This window comes from Paenibacillus sp. 1011MAR3C5, from assembly GCF_003591485.1.
Lineage (GTDB): Bacteria > Bacillota > Bacilli > Paenibacillales > Paenibacillaceae > Pristimantibacillus.
Genome location: NZ_QZCF01000001.1, coordinates 286,369 through 307,252, shown reverse-complemented (window position 1 = coordinate 307,252; position 20,884 = coordinate 286,369). Strand labels below are relative to the sequence as shown.

21 protein-coding genes are annotated in these 20,884 nt (G+C 51.7%); 17 read left to right on the top strand and 4 right to left on the bottom strand.

The window, feature by feature from the left end; translation table 11 throughout:
• The first annotated feature begins 67 nt into the window (after positions 1-67).
• From D3P07_RS01480 to thiI, 5 genes are all read left to right on the top strand, one after another.
• Entirely contained in the window at positions 68-763 is a 696-nt protein-coding gene (locus tag D3P07_RS01480; protein WP_119798323.1) for a YwaF family protein, read from the top strand.
• Positions 760-2,355 (top strand): DUF2339 domain-containing protein, encoded by a 1,596-nt coding sequence (locus D3P07_RS01475; RefSeq protein WP_182914138.1) that lies wholly within the window; start codon positions 760-762, stop codon positions 2,353-2,355. Before D3P07_RS01480 ends, D3P07_RS01475 begins: the two co-directional genes overlap by 4 nt.
• A gap of 159 nt (positions 2,356-2,514) precedes the next feature.
• Entirely contained in the window at positions 2,515-3,207 is a 693-nt protein-coding gene (locus tag D3P07_RS27750) for a lytic transglycosylase domain-containing protein (protein ID WP_119798321.1), read from the top strand.
• Between the two features lie 83 nt (positions 3,208-3,290).
• A complete protein-coding gene (locus tag D3P07_RS01465) occupies positions 3,291-4,442 on the top strand; it encodes a cysteine desulfurase family protein (RefSeq protein WP_119798320.1) in 1,152 nt (383 codons plus the stop codon).
• Positions 4,439-5,659: a tRNA uracil 4-sulfurtransferase ThiI gene (gene thiI / locus D3P07_RS01460; RefSeq protein WP_119798319.1), complete on the top strand. Its 1,221-nt coding sequence runs from the start codon at positions 4,439-4,441 to the stop codon at positions 5,657-5,659. The genes D3P07_RS01465 and thiI overlap by 4 nt, the downstream gene beginning before the upstream one ends.
• Positions 5,660-5,711: 52 nt before the next feature.
• Here the strand turns inward: thiI and D3P07_RS01455 are convergent, their stop codons facing one another.
• Complete coding sequence (locus D3P07_RS01455; protein ID WP_119798318.1) at positions 5,712-6,428, bottom strand: TerC family protein; 717 nt, start codon at positions 6,426-6,428, stop codon at positions 5,712-5,714.
• Between the two features lie 134 nt (positions 6,429-6,562).
• Between D3P07_RS01455 and D3P07_RS01450 the strand changes: the two genes are divergently transcribed.
• The 7 genes from D3P07_RS01450 to D3P07_RS26815 all read left to right on the top strand — a co-directional run bounded on the left by D3P07_RS01450 (position 6,563) and on the right by D3P07_RS26815 (position 11,737).
• Positions 6,563-7,228 carry a TerC family protein gene (locus tag D3P07_RS01450; RefSeq protein ID WP_119798317.1) on the top strand — a complete coding sequence of 222 codons (666 nt, stop codon included), beginning with the start codon at positions 6,563-6,565 and terminating at the stop codon, positions 7,226-7,228.
• Between the two features lie 187 nt (positions 7,229-7,415).
• On the top strand, positions 7,416-7,901 hold the full coding sequence (locus tag D3P07_RS01445) for a hypothetical protein (RefSeq protein WP_119798316.1): 486 nt from the start codon (positions 7,416-7,418) through the stop codon (positions 7,899-7,901).
• Positions 7,902-7,950: 49 nt separating this feature from the next.
• On the top strand, positions 7,951-9,792 hold the full coding sequence (typA, locus tag D3P07_RS01440; RefSeq protein WP_119798315.1) for a translational GTPase TypA: 1,842 nt from the start codon (positions 7,951-7,953) through the stop codon (positions 9,790-9,792).
• Positions 9,793-9,850: 58 nt separating this feature from the next.
• On the top strand, positions 9,851-10,162 hold the full coding sequence (locus D3P07_RS01435) for a YlaH-like family protein (protein ID WP_119798314.1): 312 nt from the start codon (positions 9,851-9,853) through the stop codon (positions 10,160-10,162).
• Positions 10,159-10,437 (top strand): hypothetical protein, encoded by a 279-nt coding sequence (locus D3P07_RS01430; protein ID WP_119798313.1) that lies wholly within the window; start codon positions 10,159-10,161, stop codon positions 10,435-10,437. Before D3P07_RS01435 ends, D3P07_RS01430 begins: the two co-directional genes overlap by 4 nt.
• Positions 10,438-10,447: 10 nt before the next feature.
• Positions 10,448-11,503 (top strand): LCP family protein, encoded by a 1,056-nt coding sequence (locus D3P07_RS01425; RefSeq protein WP_119798312.1) that lies wholly within the window; start codon positions 10,448-10,450, stop codon positions 11,501-11,503.
• 87 nt (positions 11,504-11,590) lie between these two features.
• The gene (locus D3P07_RS26815; protein WP_182914137.1) at positions 11,591-11,737 is read left to right on the top strand and encodes a hypothetical protein; all 147 of its coding nucleotides are present in this window, start codon (positions 11,591-11,593) and stop codon (positions 11,735-11,737) included.
• Between the two features lie 49 nt (positions 11,738-11,786).
• Here the strand turns inward: D3P07_RS26815 and D3P07_RS01420 are convergent, their stop codons facing one another.
• Entirely contained in the window at positions 11,787-12,410 is a 624-nt protein-coding gene (locus tag D3P07_RS01420) for a YhcN/YlaJ family sporulation lipoprotein (protein WP_119798311.1), read from the bottom strand.
• A 113-nt stretch (positions 12,411-12,523) separates the two neighbouring features.
• On the opposite strand from D3P07_RS01420, the gene D3P07_RS01415 reads away from it, so the two are divergent.
• A complete protein-coding gene (locus D3P07_RS01415; RefSeq protein ID WP_119798310.1) occupies positions 12,524-13,855 on the top strand; it encodes a PhoH family protein in 1,332 nt (443 codons plus the stop codon).
• Positions 13,856-14,075: 220 nt separating this feature from the next.
• Entirely contained in the window at positions 14,076-15,395 is a 1,320-nt protein-coding gene (locus D3P07_RS01410) for an ABC transporter substrate-binding protein (protein ID WP_119798309.1), read from the top strand.
• A 682-nt stretch (positions 15,396-16,077) separates the two neighbouring features.
• On the opposite strand, the gene D3P07_RS01405 is transcribed toward D3P07_RS01410, so the two are convergent.
• A complete protein-coding gene (locus D3P07_RS01405) occupies positions 16,078-17,178 on the bottom strand; it encodes a coiled-coil domain-containing protein (RefSeq protein ID WP_147384466.1) in 1,101 nt (366 codons plus the stop codon).
• A 237-nt stretch (positions 17,179-17,415) separates the two neighbouring features.
• Between D3P07_RS01405 and D3P07_RS01400 the strand changes: the two genes are divergently transcribed.
• Positions 17,416-18,585 (top strand): class I SAM-dependent methyltransferase, encoded by a 1,170-nt coding sequence (locus D3P07_RS01400; RefSeq protein WP_119798307.1) that lies wholly within the window; start codon positions 17,416-17,418, stop codon positions 18,583-18,585.
• A gap of 62 nt (positions 18,586-18,647) precedes the next feature.
• Here D3P07_RS01400 and D3P07_RS01395 read toward each other — a convergent pair whose 3' ends face one another.
• Positions 18,648-18,884: a DUF2626 domain-containing protein gene (locus D3P07_RS01395; RefSeq protein ID WP_119798306.1), complete on the bottom strand. Its 237-nt coding sequence runs from the start codon at positions 18,882-18,884 to the stop codon at positions 18,648-18,650.
• A gap of 265 nt (positions 18,885-19,149) precedes the next feature.
• Here D3P07_RS01395 and D3P07_RS01390 point away from each other — a divergent pair, with 265 nt between their 5' ends.
• Complete coding sequence (locus D3P07_RS01390) at positions 19,150-19,800, top strand: RsfA family transcriptional regulator (protein WP_119798305.1); 651 nt, start codon at positions 19,150-19,152, stop codon at positions 19,798-19,800.
• A 111-nt stretch (positions 19,801-19,911) separates the two neighbouring features.
• Positions 19,912-20,877: a ketopantoate reductase family protein gene (locus D3P07_RS01385; RefSeq protein ID WP_182914136.1), complete on the top strand. Its 966-nt coding sequence runs from the start codon at positions 19,912-19,914 to the stop codon at positions 20,875-20,877.
• Positions 20,878-20,884: the final 7 nt, after the last annotated feature.

Genomic DNA, 20,884 nt, shown 5'->3' with positions numbered 1-20,884 from the left:
AATATTGTAAGCTGTATTTGAGGCCAGGTACTAAAGTTTGGAAAAACAAAGATTGGGGTGGCGGAAGATGTTCGAGATGTTTTCGATTCAGCATATGGTTGCATTAGCCTTTGCTTTTATCGTATTTGCGGCAATCGTCTTAAGCCGAAAGCGGCTTAGGGTAGAACGGGGCAATCGGATCTTCCGCCTGGGCATTGCGAGCCTGCTGATTGCATGCGAGATCGCGCTACAAACCTCTTACGTCCTGGAAGGGAGCTGGGGAGCTGGATCGCTGCCATTCCAGCTGTGCAGCTTGACGCTCCTGCTGTCTGCGGCCGCACTGGCCTTCCGGATTCGACAGTTGTACAGCATCATCTATTTCCTCGGGACGCTGGGTGCTCTGCAGGCGCTGGCAACGCCCAATCTGGATGAAGCCTTTCCGCACTTCAGATATTTTCATTTCTTTATCGCGCATATCGGCATTATCGCCTCCGCAGTGTATCTCATGACGGTGGAGCGCTACAAGCCGACGCTGCGATCTGCATTCGGAGCCTGGCTGTGGCTTCATGTGCTGGCTGTTCCCGCCGCCATCGTCAATATGGCGACAGGAACGACGAACTTCATGTTCTTGGCCCGTAAGCCCGCTTCAGCTTCGCTGCTTGACCTTCTTGCCCCATGGCCGTGGTATTTGCTCCAGTTGGAAGCTGTTGCGGTCTTGCTATGCCTGATTCTATACGGGATATCACAATTAGCGTATTGGATGAACGGGAGGAAAACGACATGATCGATTTGTTAAAGAAACATTGGACCTCGCTGCTAGGCGCCATCTTCATCGTCGCCGCATTTGTAACGCTGTTTCAGTATTCGGTGGATCGCGGATGGATATCGGACGCGATGAAGATTGGCTTCGGCTTGCTGGCCGGCGCAGGCCTCGGAGTAGCAGGAGGGAAGCTGGCCCAGCGTCCGAAGCTTGTCATTACGGGTGAAATATTGCTTGGCATCGGCGCTTGCGTCCTCTATGCAACCTTTTCCTTCGCAGGCATCTATTACAACCTGTGGGAGCCGACGCTTGTCCTGCTGGGCATGACGGCTGTAACGATCGGCATATCCGTCTATGCCTACCGGTTCGACTCCCGCATGCTCATGAATATTGCGATGGCGGGCGCCCTGCTTGCGCCGCTGCTGATGAGGCCGGAGACGGATCAAGTGTTTACGCTGTTCCTTTATCTGTTCGTGCTGAATGCGGCTTTCTTCTATCTTAGTATCATTAAGAGCTGGATGGAGCTGCGAATCGTAAGCTTCGCTGGCACTTGGATGATGTATACGGTCTACTTCGTTCACTTCTGGCCTCCAATGGACGGCTTGTGGAGCATGCCGATCCGTTACGCGCTGGCTGCGTTCCTGTTCTATACGATCGCATTTATGGCATCATCTTGGCGAAACAAGCTGAGCTTTGATGGGCTGGATCTGTATTTGAGCGCGGCGAACGGCATTATCTTCGGCATCTGGGCGCTGATTATCTGGCATGGGGATTTGGATTACGGTTTCGTGCTGGCGTTCATTGCGGTTGTGTATCTGATTGCGGGTGTGACGATCTACAAGCTTAAGGGGAATATGTCGGCTTCCTCTGTCACCTTCGGGTTAGGCGGCGTGCTGCTTCTGCTCATGTCGATCAACAGCTTTGGTGAAGGCGTTCTGTTCAATGTGCTGATGTGGACTTCATACGCTTGCATGCTGGCCGCATTAGGTTATGTGAAACGGTGGATTATTCCGACCATCTTGGGAATCGTTATCTGGCTTTATGTCGGCGTCTTCTGGTATGCCGTCACCTGGTGGACTCCGCGCGGCGAATGGTTTGGCGTCTATATTCCATTCCTGAACTGGGGAGCGATTGCTTGGATGCTGCTGGCTGCGCTTGGTTTCTTCTATGCGAGAAAGCTCGCCTTTGAAGGATTCTCGGATACAACCAACCGGGTATTATCCCGGATCTTCGCTCTTGCCTCTCACCTGATTGTAGGCGGACTGATGGCAAGACAAATCCAGAATATTTTTACCGAGTATTATGCTGAGGCGCCTAGTGTCTACATGAATCTGACATTGTCTGTCGTATGGGCCGTATACGCGCTTCTGCTTATGCTATGGGGTACCTATTATAAGGAAAGAACATTCAGATGGTTCGGTACGGTCGTGCTCGTCATCGTGGCGGTCAAAGCAATCTTTATGGATCTGAGCGGCAAGGACGCCCTGTTCAAAGTGCTCGTTCTGCTCGTTCTTGGTGGCTTGTCCTTCTTGATGACTTGGATTAACAACAAGTGGCAATCGCCGGAGCAGCCGTCGGAGCAAGCTGCACCAGAGGGGAATAACGAAAGCGCATAAACGTAAATAGAGGCCTTTCGTACCGCAAGCAGCGGGACGGAAGGCTTCTTGATGTCCACTAAATGGGAAAGACTAGCCGCGGGGGGTAAAAACATGTACAATGAATACCGATATAACACTCATGTGCGATTTTTCTGACTAAGTTAGGGGGCATCATTCATGAGTATCGACCCGCGCTCCATGAAGGCGCTGTTGCAGGCGCAATTGGCGCCGAAGCTAGACTTTGGAGCTAATTCCAAAAAATCGGCGAGCAGCTCATCCGATGAGCTGGTCTCGCCATTCGATACGATCTTAACGTCCCGGCTTGCCGGCTCGCAAGACGAATCCGCCGAATCCGGCAAAACGCCGATCTGGTCGGACACACTATGGGAGCAGCTGTCTTCTTATTCGTTCGCTCCGGTAAGTCCCGTGTCTGCCCTGACGGATTCATCAGACAGCTTCGACTCGTCGTCGCCGTTCGCAGGACTGATCCAGCATGCATCGGCCAAGTATGGTGTCGATCCTTCTCTCATTCAAGCCGTGATCGCTACGGAGTCGGGCTTCAACCCGATTGCCCAGTCCCATGCCGGAGCCAAGGGGCTCATGCAGCTGATGGACGGCACGGCGAGAGGACTTGGCGTGACGGATTCCTTCGATCCTGTACAGAACATCGAGGGGGGCACGCGATATCTGGCGATGCTGCTGCGGAAGTATGGCGGGGACGAAGCGGTTGCGCTTGCGGCATACAATGCCGGGCCTGGCAGAATCGACCGTCTGGGCATATCTTCGCAAGAGGAGCTGCTGGCGAAGTGGAACGAGCTGCCGGGAGAGACACAGCGTTATATTGGCAAAGTGCAACAGGCTAAGCTTTAACGTATCGAGATCACGATTCATGGTTCGCATGATTTGCGACAGAATCGCGATCTCTTCTTTTTTTCAAAGAGAGGATGATCAGGATGTTATATTTCGACCATTGCGCATCTACACCGCCATATGAAGAGGTCGTCACCGCCATGATGGAAGTCATGAGAAAGCATTATGCCAATCCATCGTCCTTGCATGCCGGCGGTGTGGCGGCAGCGAAGCTGATCGAACGGTCGCGAGCGCTGGTCGCCTCGCAGCTCGGCACGTCAAGAGGCAATTGGCTGTTCACCTCCGGCGGCACGGAGTCGAATAATCTGGCGCTGAAGGGTGCTGCCAGACATTATCGCTCGCGCGGCAACCATATTATTGCGTCAAGTATCGAGCATGCTTCCGCGCATGAAGCGCTCAAGCAGTTGGAAGCGGAAGGCTATCGAGTGACGTTACTGCCCGTCAGCGAGACGGGCCATGTGTCGGCAGAGTCCGTACGGGACGCGCTGACGGACGAGACGATTCTGGTCACGGTCATGCATGTGAACAACGAGATCGGAACAATCCAGCCGATTCGCGAGATTGGCGAGCTGCTTCGCGACTATCCACAGATCCTGTTCCATGTCGATGCCGTACAAAGCCTGGGCAAGGTGCCTCTCGATCCGGAAGGATGGGGCATCGATCTGGTCAGCGCGTCTGCCCATAAGCTGCGCGGCCCGAAAGGGATCGGCTGGCTGTATGTGAGAGATGGGGTTAAGCTTCATGCGCTGTCATCAGGCGGTTCGCATGAGGGAGGTTTCCGTGCAGGTACGGAAAACGTGCCGGCTATCGTCGCTTCGTCGAAGGCGATTCGCATGTCGATGGAGAGCATGGAGGAGCGCGCAGAGCGAATGTACGCGCTTGCCCGCCGACTGCGCGCATTCATCGCGACCAGGCCGGAACTGAAGCTTAATGGTGCGGAGCCGCTGGCGCCACATATCGTCCACTTCTCGTATCCGGGGATGAAGCCGGAAGTGATCGTTCATATGCTGGAGCAGCATGATATAATAGCTTCGACGAAATCCGCTTGCTCCTCGAAGGACAACAAGCCGAGCCGTGTGCTGCTGGCGCTTGGGGCCAGCCCGGCGCAAGCTTTGGGCGGCGTGCGTATCAGCTTCGGGGACGAGCATCAGGAAGAGCATGTGGAGCGGCTGATCGCAGCTCTCACGGACGTGATTGTACAATTAAAGCCGCTTGAGAGGGGTAACCAACATTGATATACGACCAGATAGTGCTTCGCTATGGCGATTTGATCATGAAAGGGAGAAACCGCAACCAATTCGAGAAGCGGATGCAGCGACAGGTGAAGAACGCGCTGACGCCATTCAAAGGCGTGACCTACTGGAAGACCTTCGGCCGGCTGTACGTGAAGCTGAACGGCCAGCCCTATGAGCCGATTGCGGACAGGCTGAAGGACTTGTTCGGCATCATATCGCTCAGCCCGGTCATCAGCTCCGAATCGGAGCTGGAGGCAATCAGGGCGGCTGCAATGACCTTAATGAATTCCTTGAAGACACCGCCGAAGACATTCAAGGTTAGCGTAAAGCGCGCATGGAAAGGCTTCCCGCATCAGTCGCAGCAGATGAATCATCTCGTCGGCGCCCATATATTGCGGGCGTTCCCCGAGCTTAGCGTAGATGTGAGAAATCCGGAAGTGGAATTGAAGGTGGATATCCAAGAAGAGGCCACCTACTTATTCTGCGAGGTCATTCCAGCGGCCGGCGGCTTCCCGTTCGCCTCGAACGGCAAGGCTATGCTGCTGCTCTCCGGCGGCATTGACAGTCCCGTAGCTGGCTGGATGGCGCTGCGGAAAGGGCTGGAGATTGAAGCGGTCCACTTCCACAGCTATCCGTTCACAAGCGAGCAGGCGAAGGATAAGGTCGTTGCGCTGGCGAAGCGTCTCTCCTACTTCAGCGGAGCGCCTCTGAAGCTGCATCTCGTGCCGTTCACGGAGATTCAGACAACCCTTGCGCAGAGCGGGCAGGATAATCTCATTATTACGTTAATGCGCAGAGTCATGCTGAGAATTACGGAAGGCCTTGCGGTCAGAAGCGGCGCTCTTGGTATCGTTACGGGGGAGAGTCTGGGGCAGGTAGCAAGCCAAACCCTGCCTAGCATGAATGTCATTGGACGAGCAACCCAATTGCCGATGCTGAAGCCGCTTATCATGATGGACAAGAGCGAAATTATAGCCATGGCCGAGAAGATCGGCACGTATCAGACCTCCATTCTGCCTTATGAGGACTGCTGCACCTTGTTCTTGCCTAAGTCGCCAAGCACGAATCCGAATCTTCATATCGTGGAGAATATCGAGGCGGGAATTGCCAATCTGGATTCGATGATCGAAGATGCGATCAAAGGAACGGAATATATGTACCTGTCACCAGGTGAGATGAAATCCAAAGAAACGGCCGAGGAAGACGAGTGGTTCTAAGGAATGGAGAGTGAATCATTCGGATATCGACAAAAAAAGAAGCAGCCATCCCTTAATGGGATTGGCTGCTTTTCTGTGCTGCTGCCGCCTGTTTCCGTTTGTTGACGAAGTATCCGGAGCCTACTGTCACGATGACCACGACGATGATGAAGGCCCAGTAGATGGCTTTGTTTTCATCCAGCGCACCGTGGAACTGTTTTTCATGCGTAATCATTTTGGATGCGGTATAAGCAAGTACGGCGGAGCCCACATAGACGATCCACTCGTATTTGTTGATAAGCTTGATAAAGAGCGTGCTGCCCCATACGACGACCGGAACGCTGATGATCAAGCCGAGAATGACGAGTATGATTTCATGCTCACCATGAGAGGAGCCCTTTGCCGCGCCAGCGACTGCGATAACGTTGTCGATGCCCATCGCCGCATCCGCGATAATGATCGTGCGGATGGATTGCCATAGCGTATTGCCTGCCTTGATGTTGTCGTGACTGTCTTCCTGCACGAGCAGCTTGAACGCGATCCAGAGAAGCAGCAGACCGCCTACCAGATTGAGCCACGGCACGGAGAGCAATTGAACGACCAGCAGCGTTGCAATGACGCGAATGCCGACGGCTCCGACAGTACCCCAGATAACGGCTTTCTTCTGCTGATGCTGCGGAAGCTTGCGTGCGGCCAATCCTATGACAATGGCATTATCCCCGGCCAGAATAAGGTCGATGAATACGATAGTCAACAGGGCAGTGAAAAATTCGACCGTGAAAAAGTCCATATTATGTTTCCTCCTCTCTATCTCTATGCTTGCTTATTGAAGTCTACAATAAATCAGGAATTTCGGGAAGATGGATTTTTGGACATATTCCCCATAGCTTGTTCATACCCCTGTTATGAGAGGGGAGATCGATCGTGGACAGCGTACTTATTTTTCTTCAAATCGCGTTAATTAATGTATTGCTTAGCGGAGACAATGCGATCGTCATTGCGATGGCGAGCCAGCATCTGCCGCCCAAGCAGCGCCAGAAGGCGATCTGGTGGGGGGCATTCGCCGCAGTGGGACTGCGATGCATCCTGACGGTCGTGGCATTGCAGCTGCTCCAAGTTCCGTATTTGCAAGCTGCAGGTGCCATTCTGCTGCTGTACATTGCCGTCAAGCTGCTTGGAGACGCGGGTTCTGTGCAAGAGTCCCATCATGTGAAACGTGCGGCAACGCTGGGACATGCGGTATGGACAATCGTCACAGCAGACTTTATTATGAGCCTCGATAATGTGCTGGCAATCGCTGCAGTCGCTGACGGAGATCTTGTCCTTATTTTGCTCGGGATCGCGCTAAGCATACCGATGATTATATGGGGCAGCCAATTGCTGGGAAGAATGCTTGCCAAATATCCTTTCCTTGCCTACATAGGAGCGGCATTACTTGCCTTCGCGGCAGGGGAAATGCTGATGAAGGACCCTGGACTCCACGCAGTCCTATTCCATGGCAATCAGATGCTGGAGCAGCTTATTCCGCTATTATGCGTGCCGTTTGTCGTCATTTTGGCTATATTGAAAAAACGGGCGGAATATCGATAAGGGATAAATAACCGAATGCGCGGGAACAGCGAGCAATCGCTGTTTTTTGCATAGTTCTGCTTTTTTTTGTGAATCTCTCGACAGATTACTGGTTTTTTTGCCGCAGTTCCATTAAACTAATAAAGATAAAAAAACTGGCGTCTTTCGTCTGTCTATACGATCGATGTTTGTAAGGAGCGGAATGGATATGCCAACTAACAAATATTCCGCTGGAATTATCCTGCTGTTAGCCGGGGTCATTATCTTGTTGGGCAAAATAGGTGTGTTCGGCTTTTTGGGAGCGATCTTTTGGCCGCTGCTTGTCCTGATACCCGGGGTACTGCTTCACGTACTCTACTTCGGCAGAGTAGTTCCGGCCGTTATGCTGGTTCCTGGCGGAATGCTCGTAGTATACGCACTGCTGTTTATCATTTGCAACATTTTTGGATGGGATAGCTTAAAGTATCTATGGCCGATGTTCATCTTCGGCTTTGCCGCAGGGTTATATGAATACTACATGTTCGGCGGGGCTTCCGTGCCGCGAGTCGTGTTCACGGCGTCTATCGCGCTCGCAATCGCGTCCGTTCTGTTCCTGGTTCTCATTCTGATGTGGAGCTGGGGCATATATCTCATCGCGGCGCTGTTCATTGCGGCCGGTGCCTGGATGATGTTCGGGCCGCGCAAGCGCTGGTAGGTCAGATTTAACAGGTTAATCTAAAAACAATTGGAGTGGATTATTTCTTATGCAAGCAAGAGAGAACTTACGCAACATCGCAATTATTGCACACGTTGACCATGGCAAAACAACACTGGTTGACAAGCTGCTTCAACAATCGGGAACGTTCAGGGAACATGAAGCCGTGCAAGAGCGCGCGATGGACTCAGGCGACCTGGAGCGGGAACGCGGCATTACGATTCTGGCGAAAAACACAGCCATTACGTACATGAACTACTTGATTAACATCGTGGATACACCAGGCCATGCCGACTTTGGCGGCGAAGTTGAACGGATTATGAAGATGGTCGACGGGGTTCTGCTGGTCGTTGACGCCTTCGAGGGCTGTATGCCGCAGACGAAGTTCGTATTGCGCAAGGCGCTTGAGCACCAGCTTACGCCAATCGTAGTTGTGAACAAGATCGATCGTCCGAACGCAAGACCGGTTGAAGTTATTGATGAAGTGCTTGACTTGTTCATTGAGCTGGGCGCGAACGACGATCAGCTGGAATTCCCGGTTGTCTATGCATCGGCGCTCATGGGTACGTCCAGCCTGGATGCCGAGAAGCAGGATGACAATATGATGGCGCTGTATGATACTATCGTCAACCATATCCCATCCCCGACTGAAAATGTGGAAGAGCCGCTCCAATTCCTCGTTACTCTTCTTGACTATAACGAATATTTGGGCCGTATTGCGATCGGTCGCGTCAATCGCGGAACAATCAAGCAAGGCCAGCCGGTAGCCGTCATTGACCGTGAAGGCAAGACGAAGCAGGCGAGAATTGAGAAGCTGTTCGGCTTCCAAGGCTTGAAGCGCGTCGAAATTGAAGAAGCAGGCGCAGGCGATATCGTTGCAATTGCAGGTATTCGTGAAATCAATATCGGTGAGACCATTGCCGACCCTCAACATCCTGAAGCGCTGCCGGTTCTGAAAATCGACGAGCCTACGCTTCAAATGACTTTCCTTGTCAACAACAGTCCGTTCGCAGGCCGCGAAGGCAAATGGGTAACATCCCGCAAGCTGCGTGAACGCTTGTTCAAAGAGCTGGAGACAGACGTTGCGCTTCGCGTGGAAGAGACCGAGAGCCCTGACGCCTTTATCGTATCGGGCCGCGGCGAGCTGCATCTTGGCATCCTTATCGAGAACATGCGTCGTGAAGGCTACGAGCTGCAAGTATCCAAGCCGGAAGTTATCGTGAAAGAGATCGACGGCATTAAGCAGGAGCCATACGAGCGCCTGTTGATCGACGTTCCGGAAGAAAGCACGGGCTCTGTTATGGAGAGCCTTGGCACACGCAAAGCCGAAATGGTCAACATGATCAATAACGGAAACGGCCAAGTGCGTCTGGAATTCATTATTCCGGCACGCGGACTGATCGGATATCGTACGTCGTTCCTGACGCTGACACGCGGATACGGCATTATGAACCACGCGTTCGACAGCTATGGACCGCTTGCTGGCTCGGGTGTTGGCGGCCGTCATCAAGGCGTGCTTGTGGCAAGCGAGAACGGCACATCCACATTCTATGGCATGCTGGGTGTTGAAGACCGCGGCTTGATGTTCCTGGAGCCGGGCGCCGAGATTTATGAAGGCATGATCGTTGGCGAGCATAATCGCGATAACGACATCATCGTCAATATCTGTAAGGAAAAGCAATTGTCCAACGTTCGTTCGGCGGGCAAGGATGATACCGTTAAGCTGAAAACGCCGGTTATCTTCTCCTTGGAGCAAGCTTTGGAATATTTGAACGATGACGAATATTGTGAAATTACGCCGAAGTCGATCCGCCTGCGCAAGAAAATTCTCGTGAAGAGCGAGCGTGAGCGTGCCGAGAAGCATCGCAAAATGTCGCAAGCTGGCGTATAAGCGAACTGCGGAGTGTATCGTTTCGCAAGCTGCCAACTTGCGTTAGGAGGTAAGAAAGATGCAGGAATGGTTGAGCGAGCATAAGCTCGTTTCCTATCTTCTCATATTGGGATTCACGATCTATATCTTCAATTCGGTATTCCGCCCTCAGGCGAAGCTGCCGATCCTGAAGGAAATTATGGTCTATCTCGTGATGGCGATAGGCTCGTTCGTCCTGATGATTATGCAGGTCGACAAGCTTCCGATCATTCAGTGTATGGCGATTGCCGTCATCATGATGCTGATGCTGAGAGGCCGTCAAATGTATGACAAGTGGAAGAAGGGCAAGACAGGCGGTACGGAATCGCGCGAAGCGGAGCAAGGGCAATGACACTGGAGGATGCGCTGTTCAATTGGCTGCAAATCCAGCTCGTTGCCAATGCGAGACCAGAGGATGGGGCTGCGCGCGACACGCTTGCTTTTTTTGAAGAAATTCTGCGGGAAGATCATGGTCTGTCGTCTTATGCGATCGAGCGGACTGACGAGACCATGCTTCACGTTCGTTACGAGAAGGACGGCCGCGCCTTGCTGAAGCTGTATCCCCGGGAAGTCGGGGAGCAGCTTCTTCATGACATTAACGCTACTCCCAAATACAACGAAGCTTGAAGGTGAGAGGATGAGCCAACAATCGAACTCATTGCCGCCGCGTTCAAGCGGGCGAAAAGGTCCTCCTGCCAAAGCTGGCAAGGATAAGAAGAAAAAAAGAAATCCGCTTCTTAAGGCTTTCTTTTTTCTTTTTTTCGGACTGCTGCTTACAGCGGCGGCACTTATCGTCGTGGTGGCGCTGAAGACTTCGGACGCAATTGACACGATTGCACTAGATGAGACAGAAGCTACGCCTGTTCCTGTAAAGGAATCGGTCAAGCAAAAGCCGGTCGCCTTTGTCCTCATGGGCATTGATTCACGTGACCATGGCGGAGGATTGAATACCGATGTGATGATGGTTGCGGCCTTTAATCCGACGACGAAAAAAGCGACGGTCGTTGCGATTCCCCGTGATACATATGTCGAAGTGGAAGGCTACCGCGGGCGGAAGGCCAATCGCTTCTATGCGGACAACTACGTTGTCGCTACACGCGATAAGGGCTTAAGTAAGGAAGCGGCCGATTTGGAAGCGAAGAAGGCAGTCAAGGAAGTCATGGGCAAGCTGTTTGATATCGATATCAAATATGCCTCCATGATCAACTTCCAAGGCTTCTCGGATGTCGTGGATGCCTTAGGTGGCATTACAGTCAATGTAGACATGCGAATGAAGTATGAAGATACGAGAGATGGCACGAATATCGATCTGCAGCCGGGAATCCAGACACTGAAGGGCAAAGAAGCGCTTGATTTCGTCCGCTACCGGAAATCGAATGACGGCAAAAACATGTCCAGCGATTTTGACCGCAACCGCCGTCAGTCGGAGGTGCTTGGAGCAATCGTAGACAAGCTCGTCAGCATTGGCGGCATTCCTAAGATTGGCGGCGTCATCGAAGCTGTGGGGAAAAATATTTCTGCTGATATGCAAAGGCAAGAAATTACCCGTATGCTCGAAACGTACTATTCAATCAGAAGCAGCGACATTGAGTTTCTATCCCTTGAAGGTGTATGGAAAAGTCCGAACGTCTACATCGATGAAGCCAGCCATGCGAAGGTGAAAGCAGCCCTACAGGCAAAAATGGCTGAATGACCGTAGACTGTCAGTCATAATATAGCTATAATAGGAGCTAAGCAAGCTGCTTTTGAATGAAGGCCGATTCAGAAGGAGGTTATGCGGATGAACAATCCAGCAGTAATCGCGGTAGATCCGCATCCTGACGATATGTATGGTTGGAGCAAGCGGCTAGCTGTTGTTTCTGTTGCCAAAGGGAAAGATGGGGACAAGTATAGAGTCATGCAAGTTGTTGCATGTGAAGAAGCCTAGTGATCAGATCACTAGGCTTTTTGCGTCTTTTGGACATCTTTACCGTTTCTTAACGCGAGCGTGATGGCGCAGGCTTGGTGAGACTGTTTTGCTCCAACATTTCACCCTGTACATCATCTTGCGAATCCTGAGCTTGATCGGGGTCAGGATCGGTCATCCCATTGCTGTCATTGAGCTCATCATCGGGAGGCACGATATCGCGCGGCAGTTGGGGAACCAGACGTCCCATAATGTCGGCCAGTTCTTCGGCAAATCCAGAGAACGGATGCCCGCTCTGGATGTCGTTGCCGATCTCCTCCAGCCGATTGGCGATATCGATATCGGCTGTGACAAAGGCGTCTACGCCATATTCGTCGTTGCGGAACGCTTCGGCGACCGAATATTTGATCGTGCCGACACGTGAGCGCTCCAGAGAGCCTTCGACATCGATACCTACAATAGCGGTATTGCCTACAATGACGCAATGAGCATTCTCTACACCTTCCACGCCTTTGGCGAGCTCTTCCAGATGAGCTTCCACTTCGCTGCGATTTTCTATGAGCTTCTTGCCGCTGCCATCCTGTGCAGCCTGATAGCGGCGATCATTTTGCGGGGAGGGTGATGCATCGTTTCGCGCGCCACAGCCTGTAGCCAGTAACGCAATAACGATCGCAGCAGATAACCATTTGTACATGTATGCCACCTCTTTATCAGTGTGTGTCGCGCCAATTTCGCTTGTATACTAGTGTGTCCGCTGCCATCTGACGCTATGTATGCGGAAGTATATCCGACGCCGGGAGGGTTCTCATGAATAAAATATTCGTGCTCGATACAAACGTATTGCTCCATGATCCTCAATCGCTCTTCGCCTTTGACGACAATGAGGTGATCATCCCAGCTATCGTATTGGAAGAAATTGATTCTAAAAAAAGGCTTGCTGACGAGCTTGGCCGCAATGCCAGGTCAGTATCCAGATTGCTTGACAACATGAGGGAACAGGGACATCTGCATGAAGGCATTGCGCTCCCTGGAGGCGGTCTGCTCAAGGTAGAATTGAATCATCGCAGCTTTGTGCGCGTGCATGAGATGTTCGGCGAGATGTCCAATGACAACCGAATCCTGGCTGTTGCGCTTAATTATCATATGGAGCAGGAGAAGGTCGAGGAGAAACGGAGCGTCGTACTTGTCAGCAAAGACGTGCTGGTCCGCATCAAAGCCGATGTGCTTGGGCTGGAAGCGCAAGATTATTTGTCCGACCGGATCGTGGATCATTCCGAGTTCTATACCGGCAATGTAACGCTTCATGTTCATCCTTCTGTGATTGATGAATTTTATTCCTATCGCTTCTTGAGTGTTAGTCATTTGCAATTGAAGGATCGTCTGAGCCCAAATGAATTCGTCATCTTGCGCGATGAGATGGGGACCTCCAAGTCGGCCTTGCTTAAGGTAAGTCAGGATGGCGTACGTCTAGAGCCGCTTTTTTTGAGCAATGATCCGGTATGGGGGATTACGGCTCGCAACGCCCAACAGCGAATGGCGCTGGAGTTGCTGCTTAACGATGACATTCCGCTCGTGACCTTGTCCGGTAAAGCCGGCACAGGCAAGACGCTGCTGGCCTTGGCGGCAGGCTTGCTGAAGGTCGAGGATGAGCATAAGTATAAGAAACTGCTGATTGCAAGGCCGGTCGTACCTATGGGCAAGGATATCGGATATTTGCCCGGCGAGAAGGAGGAGAAGCTGCGGCCGTGGATGCAGCCGATCTACGATAATCTGGAGTTCCTGTTCGATACGAAAAAAGCGGGTGATATCGATAAAATACTGATGGGCATGGGCAGCATTCAGGTTGAAGCCTTGACGTATATTAGAGGCCGCTCGATTCCGGGGCAATTCATTATCATTGATGAAGCTCAAAATCTGACCAAGCATGAGGTGAAGACGATCGTCTCACGGGTTGGGGAAGGCAGCAAAATTGTATTGATGGGCGATCCAGGGCAAATCGATCATCCTTATCTGGATTCCATTAGCAACGGACTCACGCATATCGTTGAAAAGTTCAAGCGTGAGAACATCAGCGGCCATATGACGTTGGAGAAGGGGGAGCGTTCCAAGCTTGCGCAGCATGCTGCCGATTTGCTGTAGCGCTGCCCGGCGGCAAACTTAACAATTAAGGAAGGGTTATCCTGCGAGCTGATGCGGCGGGATAACCCTCTCCATTTTGACCTTAAATTTATTTGTCCATAGAGCAAAGAAATTGTTTTTGGAAAGAATCGTCGTTCTTTTGACTCATAAGGGTTGTACAATTCGGCTGCAAACTGCTATTCTATACCCATAACCAAGGTAGCCGGAAAGGAAGAAAGCTGTGTCTCCTCGCAAGTATGCACCGCTTATTATCGGTGCACTGCTACTCACTGCTTTGTTGCTGCTATATTTCTCACGATCTGTGAGCTGGAACTGGAATAGAGTGAATCATTCCGACGGAGTTGCACCGATAGAGCCTGCTGGAGGCCAGCGAATTGCACAATTGTCGACTGATCTTTATGTAAACGTTTCCTTGCCTTCCGCGGATTACGCTCGGCTGGTAGAGCGTACGGAACGTTTTATGCTAGAGTACCCCCACATCCGGGTTGATATCTCGAATGAAAGGAATAACACCGGCAGATACGAGCATCTGTTGACGATGAGCAATCAAGGGACGGCACCCGATGTGATGCTGGTCGACAACGGGGGGATTATTCCGCTTGCGGTGAAGGGCTTGCTGAAGCCGGTAGACAGTCTGATGACAGGAGAAGTATTAACCGATCAATTGCCGCGATTGATGGAGACGCTGAAGTGGAATGGTTATTTGTGGGCAGTGCCCTATCGCATTAATCCATATGTGGTCGCATGGAACAAGGAGCTGTTGGCTGAGGGGGGGCTCTCGGAGCCGCCGGAACAGTGGGATACCTATCAAGCGCTGGTAGAGCAGGTTGTATCCGCACCGAATCCATCGGAGCCCGGCCAAGAGCGTTATCTGATGAACTTCAGTCCCGATGAGTTCGAGCAGCTGTTGGTCTGGTCAACCAGAATGAGCGGGGGGAAAGAGCGGCTTATAAATTTGCATGCCTTGCCGGAACAGCTCCTGAATCGGCTGACCTGGATGCAATCAGCGGGGAACGTCTCCTCGATTCCGTCGCATCGCGCGTCTGACTTGAATGAGCTCATCGAGAAGCAGCGATTGCTTATGCTGATTATGCCGTGGGAGGAACTGAACGGCTTAAGTCAGTCTGCCCGCAACAAGCTAATTGTAGAACAAAGGGATATTCAATATCCTTGGCTTAATGGCGCCAGCTTTGCCATTAGTACCAACAGTCCCTCGGAGAGCGAGGCTATGTTATGGATCCAGGAGATGACAAGTCCATATAGCAGCTTGAAGGACTTCGAGGAAGGCGGGAAGCTGCCTGTCCGGCCGTCTCTATACGATCAGATGAGGCTGATCACGAAGTCTGGCGAGACACCGCCATACTGGTGGCTTGAGGCGCTTAGCACCAAGGTGCAAGGGACCGACAGCGTGCAGCCTGATCCGGACTGGCCGAAGCGCTGGAGCAACTGGTCAACCGCTTGGAAGGCAGCAGGCGGCAGGGATACCGATTGGATAGATGTGTTCGTGCAAATGATCACACCCGCAGAATCGGAGGAATAAGGCTGCTCTTGGTGGGTTGCAAGCATACGTTGGACCTACCTACCTAGTGGGGAGCTGTAAGCCGAGAAACTCGGCTTGCATACCGTGAATGAGCTGCACGAGGAGTTGTAAGCCGAGAAACTCGGCTTACAGACCGTGAATGAGCCGCACGAGGAGTTGTAAGCCGAGAAACTCGGCTTGCATACCGTGAATGAGCCGCACGAGGAGTTGTAAGCCGCGAAACTCTACTTACAGACCGTGAATGAGCCGCACGAGGAGCTGTAAGCCGAGAAACTCGGCTTGTATACCGTGAATGAGCCGCACGAGGAGTTGTAAGCCGAGAAACTCGGCTTGCAGAGTGTGGGAACGAGCTGATCGAGCAGTTGGGAATTAGTTTCTTGTCTACTGTACTCACGATCGACGGTATCAAGTTAATCGCGATACTGGAGAATTATTTCAAAAAAACAATAAGCGCGGGTTCTACGGCTGACTTAGCCATGGAACCTGCGCTTTCTTATGAGTTTAACAACCTATCCCGCTCACTTTACGAGCCGCAACGAATTAGAACTAACTCCAAACCCGCTCAACTAAACGAGCCGCAACAAAATAAAACTCATAACCTGCTCACAAACGAACCGTAGCAAATAAATCTCCTAACCCGGCCAAACTAACGACTAACGAATAACCCACAAAGTAAACTCACCTACAAAGTGACGCTCAACTTGATGATCAGCTCGCCGTCTTTGATTTCCACTGACTTTGCTTTAAGGAACGAAGTTATCAAACCCGGATAAAAGCCAAGATCGAACTCATCCTCTAACGATTTGCGTGTCGTATCCGGTAACATGAATCCATTGAACAACAGCTCGTCGACATGGAAGAGCAGCCCGTTGCGCGGCTCCTGAACCAGACTATAATGGCCGGAGATGCTGATCTCGATATTGTCACGCTTGCCGTAGGCGGTAATGGTATCATCTTCGAACTGGAAGGAGAAGTCATTGAACCGCTCATCCTGCTCGCGCAAAAACTCGTTCAATTTATCTTCAGGCACACGAATCGTATATTGCAGTCCTTTGATCTCCATCAAATCCTTGTTGTCTTGAATCCATTCCGGAAGCTTGCCCATTGACTTCGATAATGCTCCGAAGTAGTCGCGAACCTCCTTCAAGCCGGCAGATTCCCAGAAACCTGTGAGCTGTTCAATCAACAATCGAATCCGATCGCTGTCCGAGCGCCCAGCCAATTCGCCTTCGAGCTGGGATTCCAGCGCCAATACTCTTTCCCGTTGAAGGTTTAACTTCTCTTCCATGGCAACAAGCTTGGCTTGCTTGCCTTCAAGCGTGGCATAACGGTCCTGCAAATCCCGATATTGCCCGATGTAAGCATTCAAGGTATGCTTGTCTTGCGAGATAATAATATCAATATAGTCCAGCAATGTAAAAAAATTCGTCCAGGAATCCGTCGTCAGCAAGGACAAGTACAACATGTCCCGCTCTCCCATATAATAGGCCCGCAACACATCTCCAGCCTGCTTCCGTTTGCCGTCAATAGCCAGCTCCTGTGCGGCGAGCTGCTTCTCCGTTTCTGTCATGGTCAGGAGCAAGGCGTCCTTCTCTTGCTGGATTCGGGCGATTTCCTTATCAATTTCAACGACAGACAGGCTTTTTTCCAAAAGCGAGTGCAAATCGTCGGGGGGCTTGGCCCGCTCTTCGGCGAGTACGGGCAGCCGGAGTATGATGAAGGCGCAGAGAAGCGAAGCCAATAGGGCGGCCGCGATTCGATGGCGGATGCTAAATTCAGTCAACGTCATCCTCCCTCCTAAAAGGTTTGCGGAGCAAACCTTGCTTCGTAAGCATTGCTAAGGTTTGCGGAGCAAACCTTGCTTCGTAAGCATTGCTAAGGTTTGCGGAGCAAACCTTGCTTCGTAAGCATTGCTAAGGTTTGCGGAGCAAACCTTGCTTCGTAAGCACAAACTCACCAACTAGTTTATGCGGCAGCCCATTCTATTATATCTTACAATTGGAAAAGGGTGAAACGAGCTATGAGAAGTTTCCCGGATACTGCACTGGCATATCGAATCGCCGATCGTATCAACCTCTCCCGCCAGGAAGGGTGGTATGAACTGCCAGGTGTGGAAACACAACTACTGCCATGCATTACCTTTCATGAATATATGGAAGCCTGCCTGTATGATGAAACCTACGGCTATTACCGTACAGGCGAAGCGAGAGTCGGGAAGGAAGGAGACTTCTATACCAGCTCTGCTATTGGCAGCATCATGTCGGAGATCGTGTCCCGGTATGCCTTAACGTTTCAGTCAACGCTGGGTTTGCCAGTTGTCCTTACTGAATGGGGGGCTGGCACGGGGCGATTGTCCGCAGGGATCGCCGCATCGCTGCGCAAGCTGACGCCACAATGGGAGAGCCGATTCAGTCAAAGACTGATAGAGGATCATCCCGGGCATCGGGCGAAAGTAAAAGCCTCGTATGATGAAGCCGGTCTTCCAACAGCACCTCCGGTGTATACGTCCCGCGAGTATGTCATGAAGCGGGAGTCGCGGGAAGAGCAAGGAGCGGTCTTGGTTATAGCCAATGAGCTGCTTGACGCTTTTCCTGTTCACCGGATCATTCGCAAAGGGGAGACTTACAGAGAGCTTGGTGTAGCGGAATCCCCCGGACATGGATTCGTCTATGCGGAGATGCCGCTATCAGATGCGGTTTTTCTTGCCTGGCTGGAGCGCGACGGCATTTGTCTGCGAGACGGTCAAATTACGGAATTGTGCCCGGGGGCACGCGATTGGCTGCTGCAGCTTGGCCGTTTGCTTCATGCGGGTGACCGTGTCATGCTGATTGATTACGGCCATGAGGCCGAAGAATATGCGGCGGAGCATCGCATGCAGGGGACTCTTATGACGTATTCGCGCCATCAGGCCAGCGATTCGCCTTTCCTAAGCGCAGGTGAGAGGGATATTACCGCTCATGTCTCCTTTTCCTTTATTCGGTCATCGGCGGAAGAAGCGGGGTTCCGAGTGGATTATTACGATACGCAAAAGCAGTTTTTGCTCGATAACGACATTTTTGAGCTGCTAGGCAGTCATGACGGCTCCAATCCATTTGGCGAAGAAGCAAAACGCAATAGGGCGGTTAGGCAGCTGTTGCTGAGCGATGGGATGAGCGAGAGTTTCAAGGTCATGATAGTGGAGAAGACATAGAAAAAGGCTGTCTGCATGCGATTGGATCGCAGTACAGACAGCCTTGTTTGTTCTTGTAGTTATTAGAATGGAAGGCTCATCTTGAAGACCGACCAATAGGTGAATCCAATGAAGGAAACCGCCATATAACCCCAGAACATCATTATGTACGTTCTTTCGGAGAAATTCAAGTACCCCAAGAATACGAAAGCGACGGCTTGCGCGAAGAAGAGCAGCGCGAATTCCGTCATATGGCCTGCAAAAGCCATAAGCCCGATGACTAAGCACCAGAAGCCAAGTACCCGATACATGCGTGCCATGTTACATCCCCCTTTTACCCTGCCCCGATTTTCTAAACTTCATTATAACGTTTGACCATGCGAGTGTAAACCTGAAACCGTGACGAATTGGCAAACTTTTTGACTAAACGTGTTCGCGTTATTTACAGTTTGCACATGAATCATCCTAATCATGTATGAGGCAGCGAAAAAATGGTTATACAATTTAGTATCCAATAGATTCTATGAACTCTACCAAGGGCATAGAGATAAGTAAGCGCCTTTTACGTTAGGAGGTTTTGATTGCATGACAGCAGTTAGACAAGACGCGTGGAGTCCGGACGATGATCTCATTCTCGCCGAGGTAACTCTACGCCATATTCGCGAAGGAAGCACTCAGCTCGCAGCATTCGAAGAAGTGGGCGAAAGAATCGGACGCACGTCCGCCGCTTGCGGCTTCCGCTGGAACAGCTGTGTTCGCAAGCGTTACGAGGATGCCATACAGATTGCCAAGCAACAGCGTCAAAAACGCAATTACTTGAAAAAACAGACTGTAACGGCAACTTCTCAAGTCTCATCGCTTGCGGTATATGACACAGAAGAACGAACATTCAAGCATGACGCAGGTACGCTTGACGAAGGATTATCGATTGACGCCGTCATCCGCTTCCTTAGAAGCTGGAAGACGACCTATCAGGATTTGTCGCGGCAAATCAAGTTGTTCGAGAAGGATATGAAAGACAAGGAAGAAGAGCTTTACCGGCTGCGCAGCGAGAATGAGAGACTGGCCAAGGAAGCAAGCAGCGCTCAGACAGACTACCGTGCTGTAAATGATGACTACAAAACCCTCATTCAGATTATGGATCGCGCGCGTCGGTTGACCGTGTTATCCAGTGAAGAGGAAGCGAAGCCCAGGTTCAAGATGGATGCCAATGGCAATCTGGAACGCATTGAATAAGTTATAGCGATACTAGGGAAGCCCGCCGTCTACAAGACGGTGGGCTTTTCATCTGAAAAGAGCTAAGTGTATAATACGGGGGACAAGCGACAGGACAGGAGGGCAGGCATCTTGCAAATCGAGGTTGTAGGCGGAGGAGCCATCGGACTGTGGACTGCGGCCAAGCTCGCCTCGGCTGGAGCACGTGTGAGATTATGGACGCGGACAGAGCGGCAGAGCTTCTTTATTGTAGAAGCCGGTATTCGATTGGTGGATACGGAAGGGAACAGCAGAACGGTCCGGCTGGCATGCGAGCCGATGGAGCGGCACCGATTGGCTCAGGCGCCAAAGGACGAAGACGACTGCTGGATCATACTGGCAGTCAAACAGACGGCGATTAACGATGAGCTTATCGGGCAGCTTCGGGTATTGGCGCAGGTACACAGGCATACAGCCGTATTATGCTTGCAGAATGGCATCGGCCATCTGGGGAAACTGGCAGCGGCGCTTGGCGGCGTACCGGTCTATGCGGCTGTCACGACCATGGGCGCCAAACGCGAGGATGAGCGAACGGTCAGGCTTGCCGGTATGGGTGAGCTATGGATCGGCGAAACAGCCGAGAATTGCCCCAAGATGGACGAAATACGCGCAAAATCTCAAAAAAAGTTTCTATTATCTCTGCAAAAGGCAGGATTTCGGGCCTTCTTGTCGAATCAGATCAATAATCGGATTTTCCATAAATTGCTGATCAACGCGGTCATTAATCCGCTAACTGCAATCTACGATGTGACGAATGGCGAGCTCCCGAAGCAAGAGCGGCGCATACATATAATGCGGGCATTACATAATGAAACTTTAGAAATTTTGAAACGAGCGGGGATGCAAGATTCCGGCGACAGCTGGGAGCAGGTATTGGACGTATGCGAGCGTACAAGCGCCAATGTTTCTTCCATGCTGGCTGACGTCCGCGCAAGCAGGGAGACGGAGATACGGGCTATTAACGGCGCTGTGGCGGAGCTGGCCGCTTCGCTTGGATTGACCGCGCCGCTGAATGAAGCGATGGCGGCAATCGTGGAATCTTTCGAGCAGAAGCAATAAAGAGAGG

Bases quoted from the DNA above. Each gene is read 5' to 3' on its own strand.
- D3P07_RS01480 (WP_119798323.1), top strand. From the start codon at position 68: ATGTTCGAGATGTTTTCGATTCAGCATATGGTTGCATTAGCCTTTGCT.
- D3P07_RS01475 (WP_182914138.1), top strand. From the start codon at position 760: ATGATCGATTTGTTAAAGAAACATTGGACCTCGCTGCTAGGCGCCATC.
- D3P07_RS27750 (WP_119798321.1), top strand. From the start codon at position 2,515: ATGAGTATCGACCCGCGCTCCATGAAGGCGCTGTTGCAGGCGCAATTG.
- D3P07_RS01465 (WP_119798320.1), top strand. From the start codon at position 3,291: ATGTTATATTTCGACCATTGCGCATCTACACCGCCATATGAAGAGGTC.
- D3P07_RS01455 (WP_119798318.1), bottom strand. From the start codon at position 6,428: ATGGACTTTTTCACGGTCGAATTTTTCACTGCCCTGTTGACTATCGTA.
- D3P07_RS01445 (WP_119798316.1), top strand. From the start codon at position 7,416: ATGCCAACTAACAAATATTCCGCTGGAATTATCCTGCTGTTAGCCGGG.
- typA (WP_119798315.1), top strand. From the start codon at position 7,951: ATGCAAGCAAGAGAGAACTTACGCAACATCGCAATTATTGCACACGTT.
- D3P07_RS01435 (WP_119798314.1), top strand. From the start codon at position 9,851: ATGCAGGAATGGTTGAGCGAGCATAAGCTCGTTTCCTATCTTCTCATA.
- D3P07_RS01430 (WP_119798313.1), top strand. From the start codon at position 10,159: ATGACACTGGAGGATGCGCTGTTCAATTGGCTGCAAATCCAGCTCGTT.
- D3P07_RS01425 (WP_119798312.1), top strand. From the start codon at position 10,448: ATGAGCCAACAATCGAACTCATTGCCGCCGCGTTCAAGCGGGCGAAAA.
- D3P07_RS26815 (WP_182914137.1), top strand. From the start codon at position 11,591: ATGAACAATCCAGCAGTAATCGCGGTAGATCCGCATCCTGACGATATG.
- D3P07_RS01420 (WP_119798311.1), bottom strand. From the start codon at position 12,410: ATGTACAAATGGTTATCTGCTGCGATCGTTATTGCGTTACTGGCTACA.
- D3P07_RS01415 (WP_119798310.1), top strand. From the start codon at position 12,524: ATGAATAAAATATTCGTGCTCGATACAAACGTATTGCTCCATGATCCT.
- D3P07_RS01400 (WP_119798307.1), top strand. From the start codon at position 17,416: ATGAGAAGTTTCCCGGATACTGCACTGGCATATCGAATCGCCGATCGT.
- D3P07_RS01395 (WP_119798306.1), bottom strand. From the start codon at position 18,884: ATGGCACGCATGTATCGGGTACTTGGCTTCTGGTGCTTAGTCATCGGG.
- D3P07_RS01390 (WP_119798305.1), top strand. From the start codon at position 19,150: ATGACAGCAGTTAGACAAGACGCGTGGAGTCCGGACGATGATCTCATT.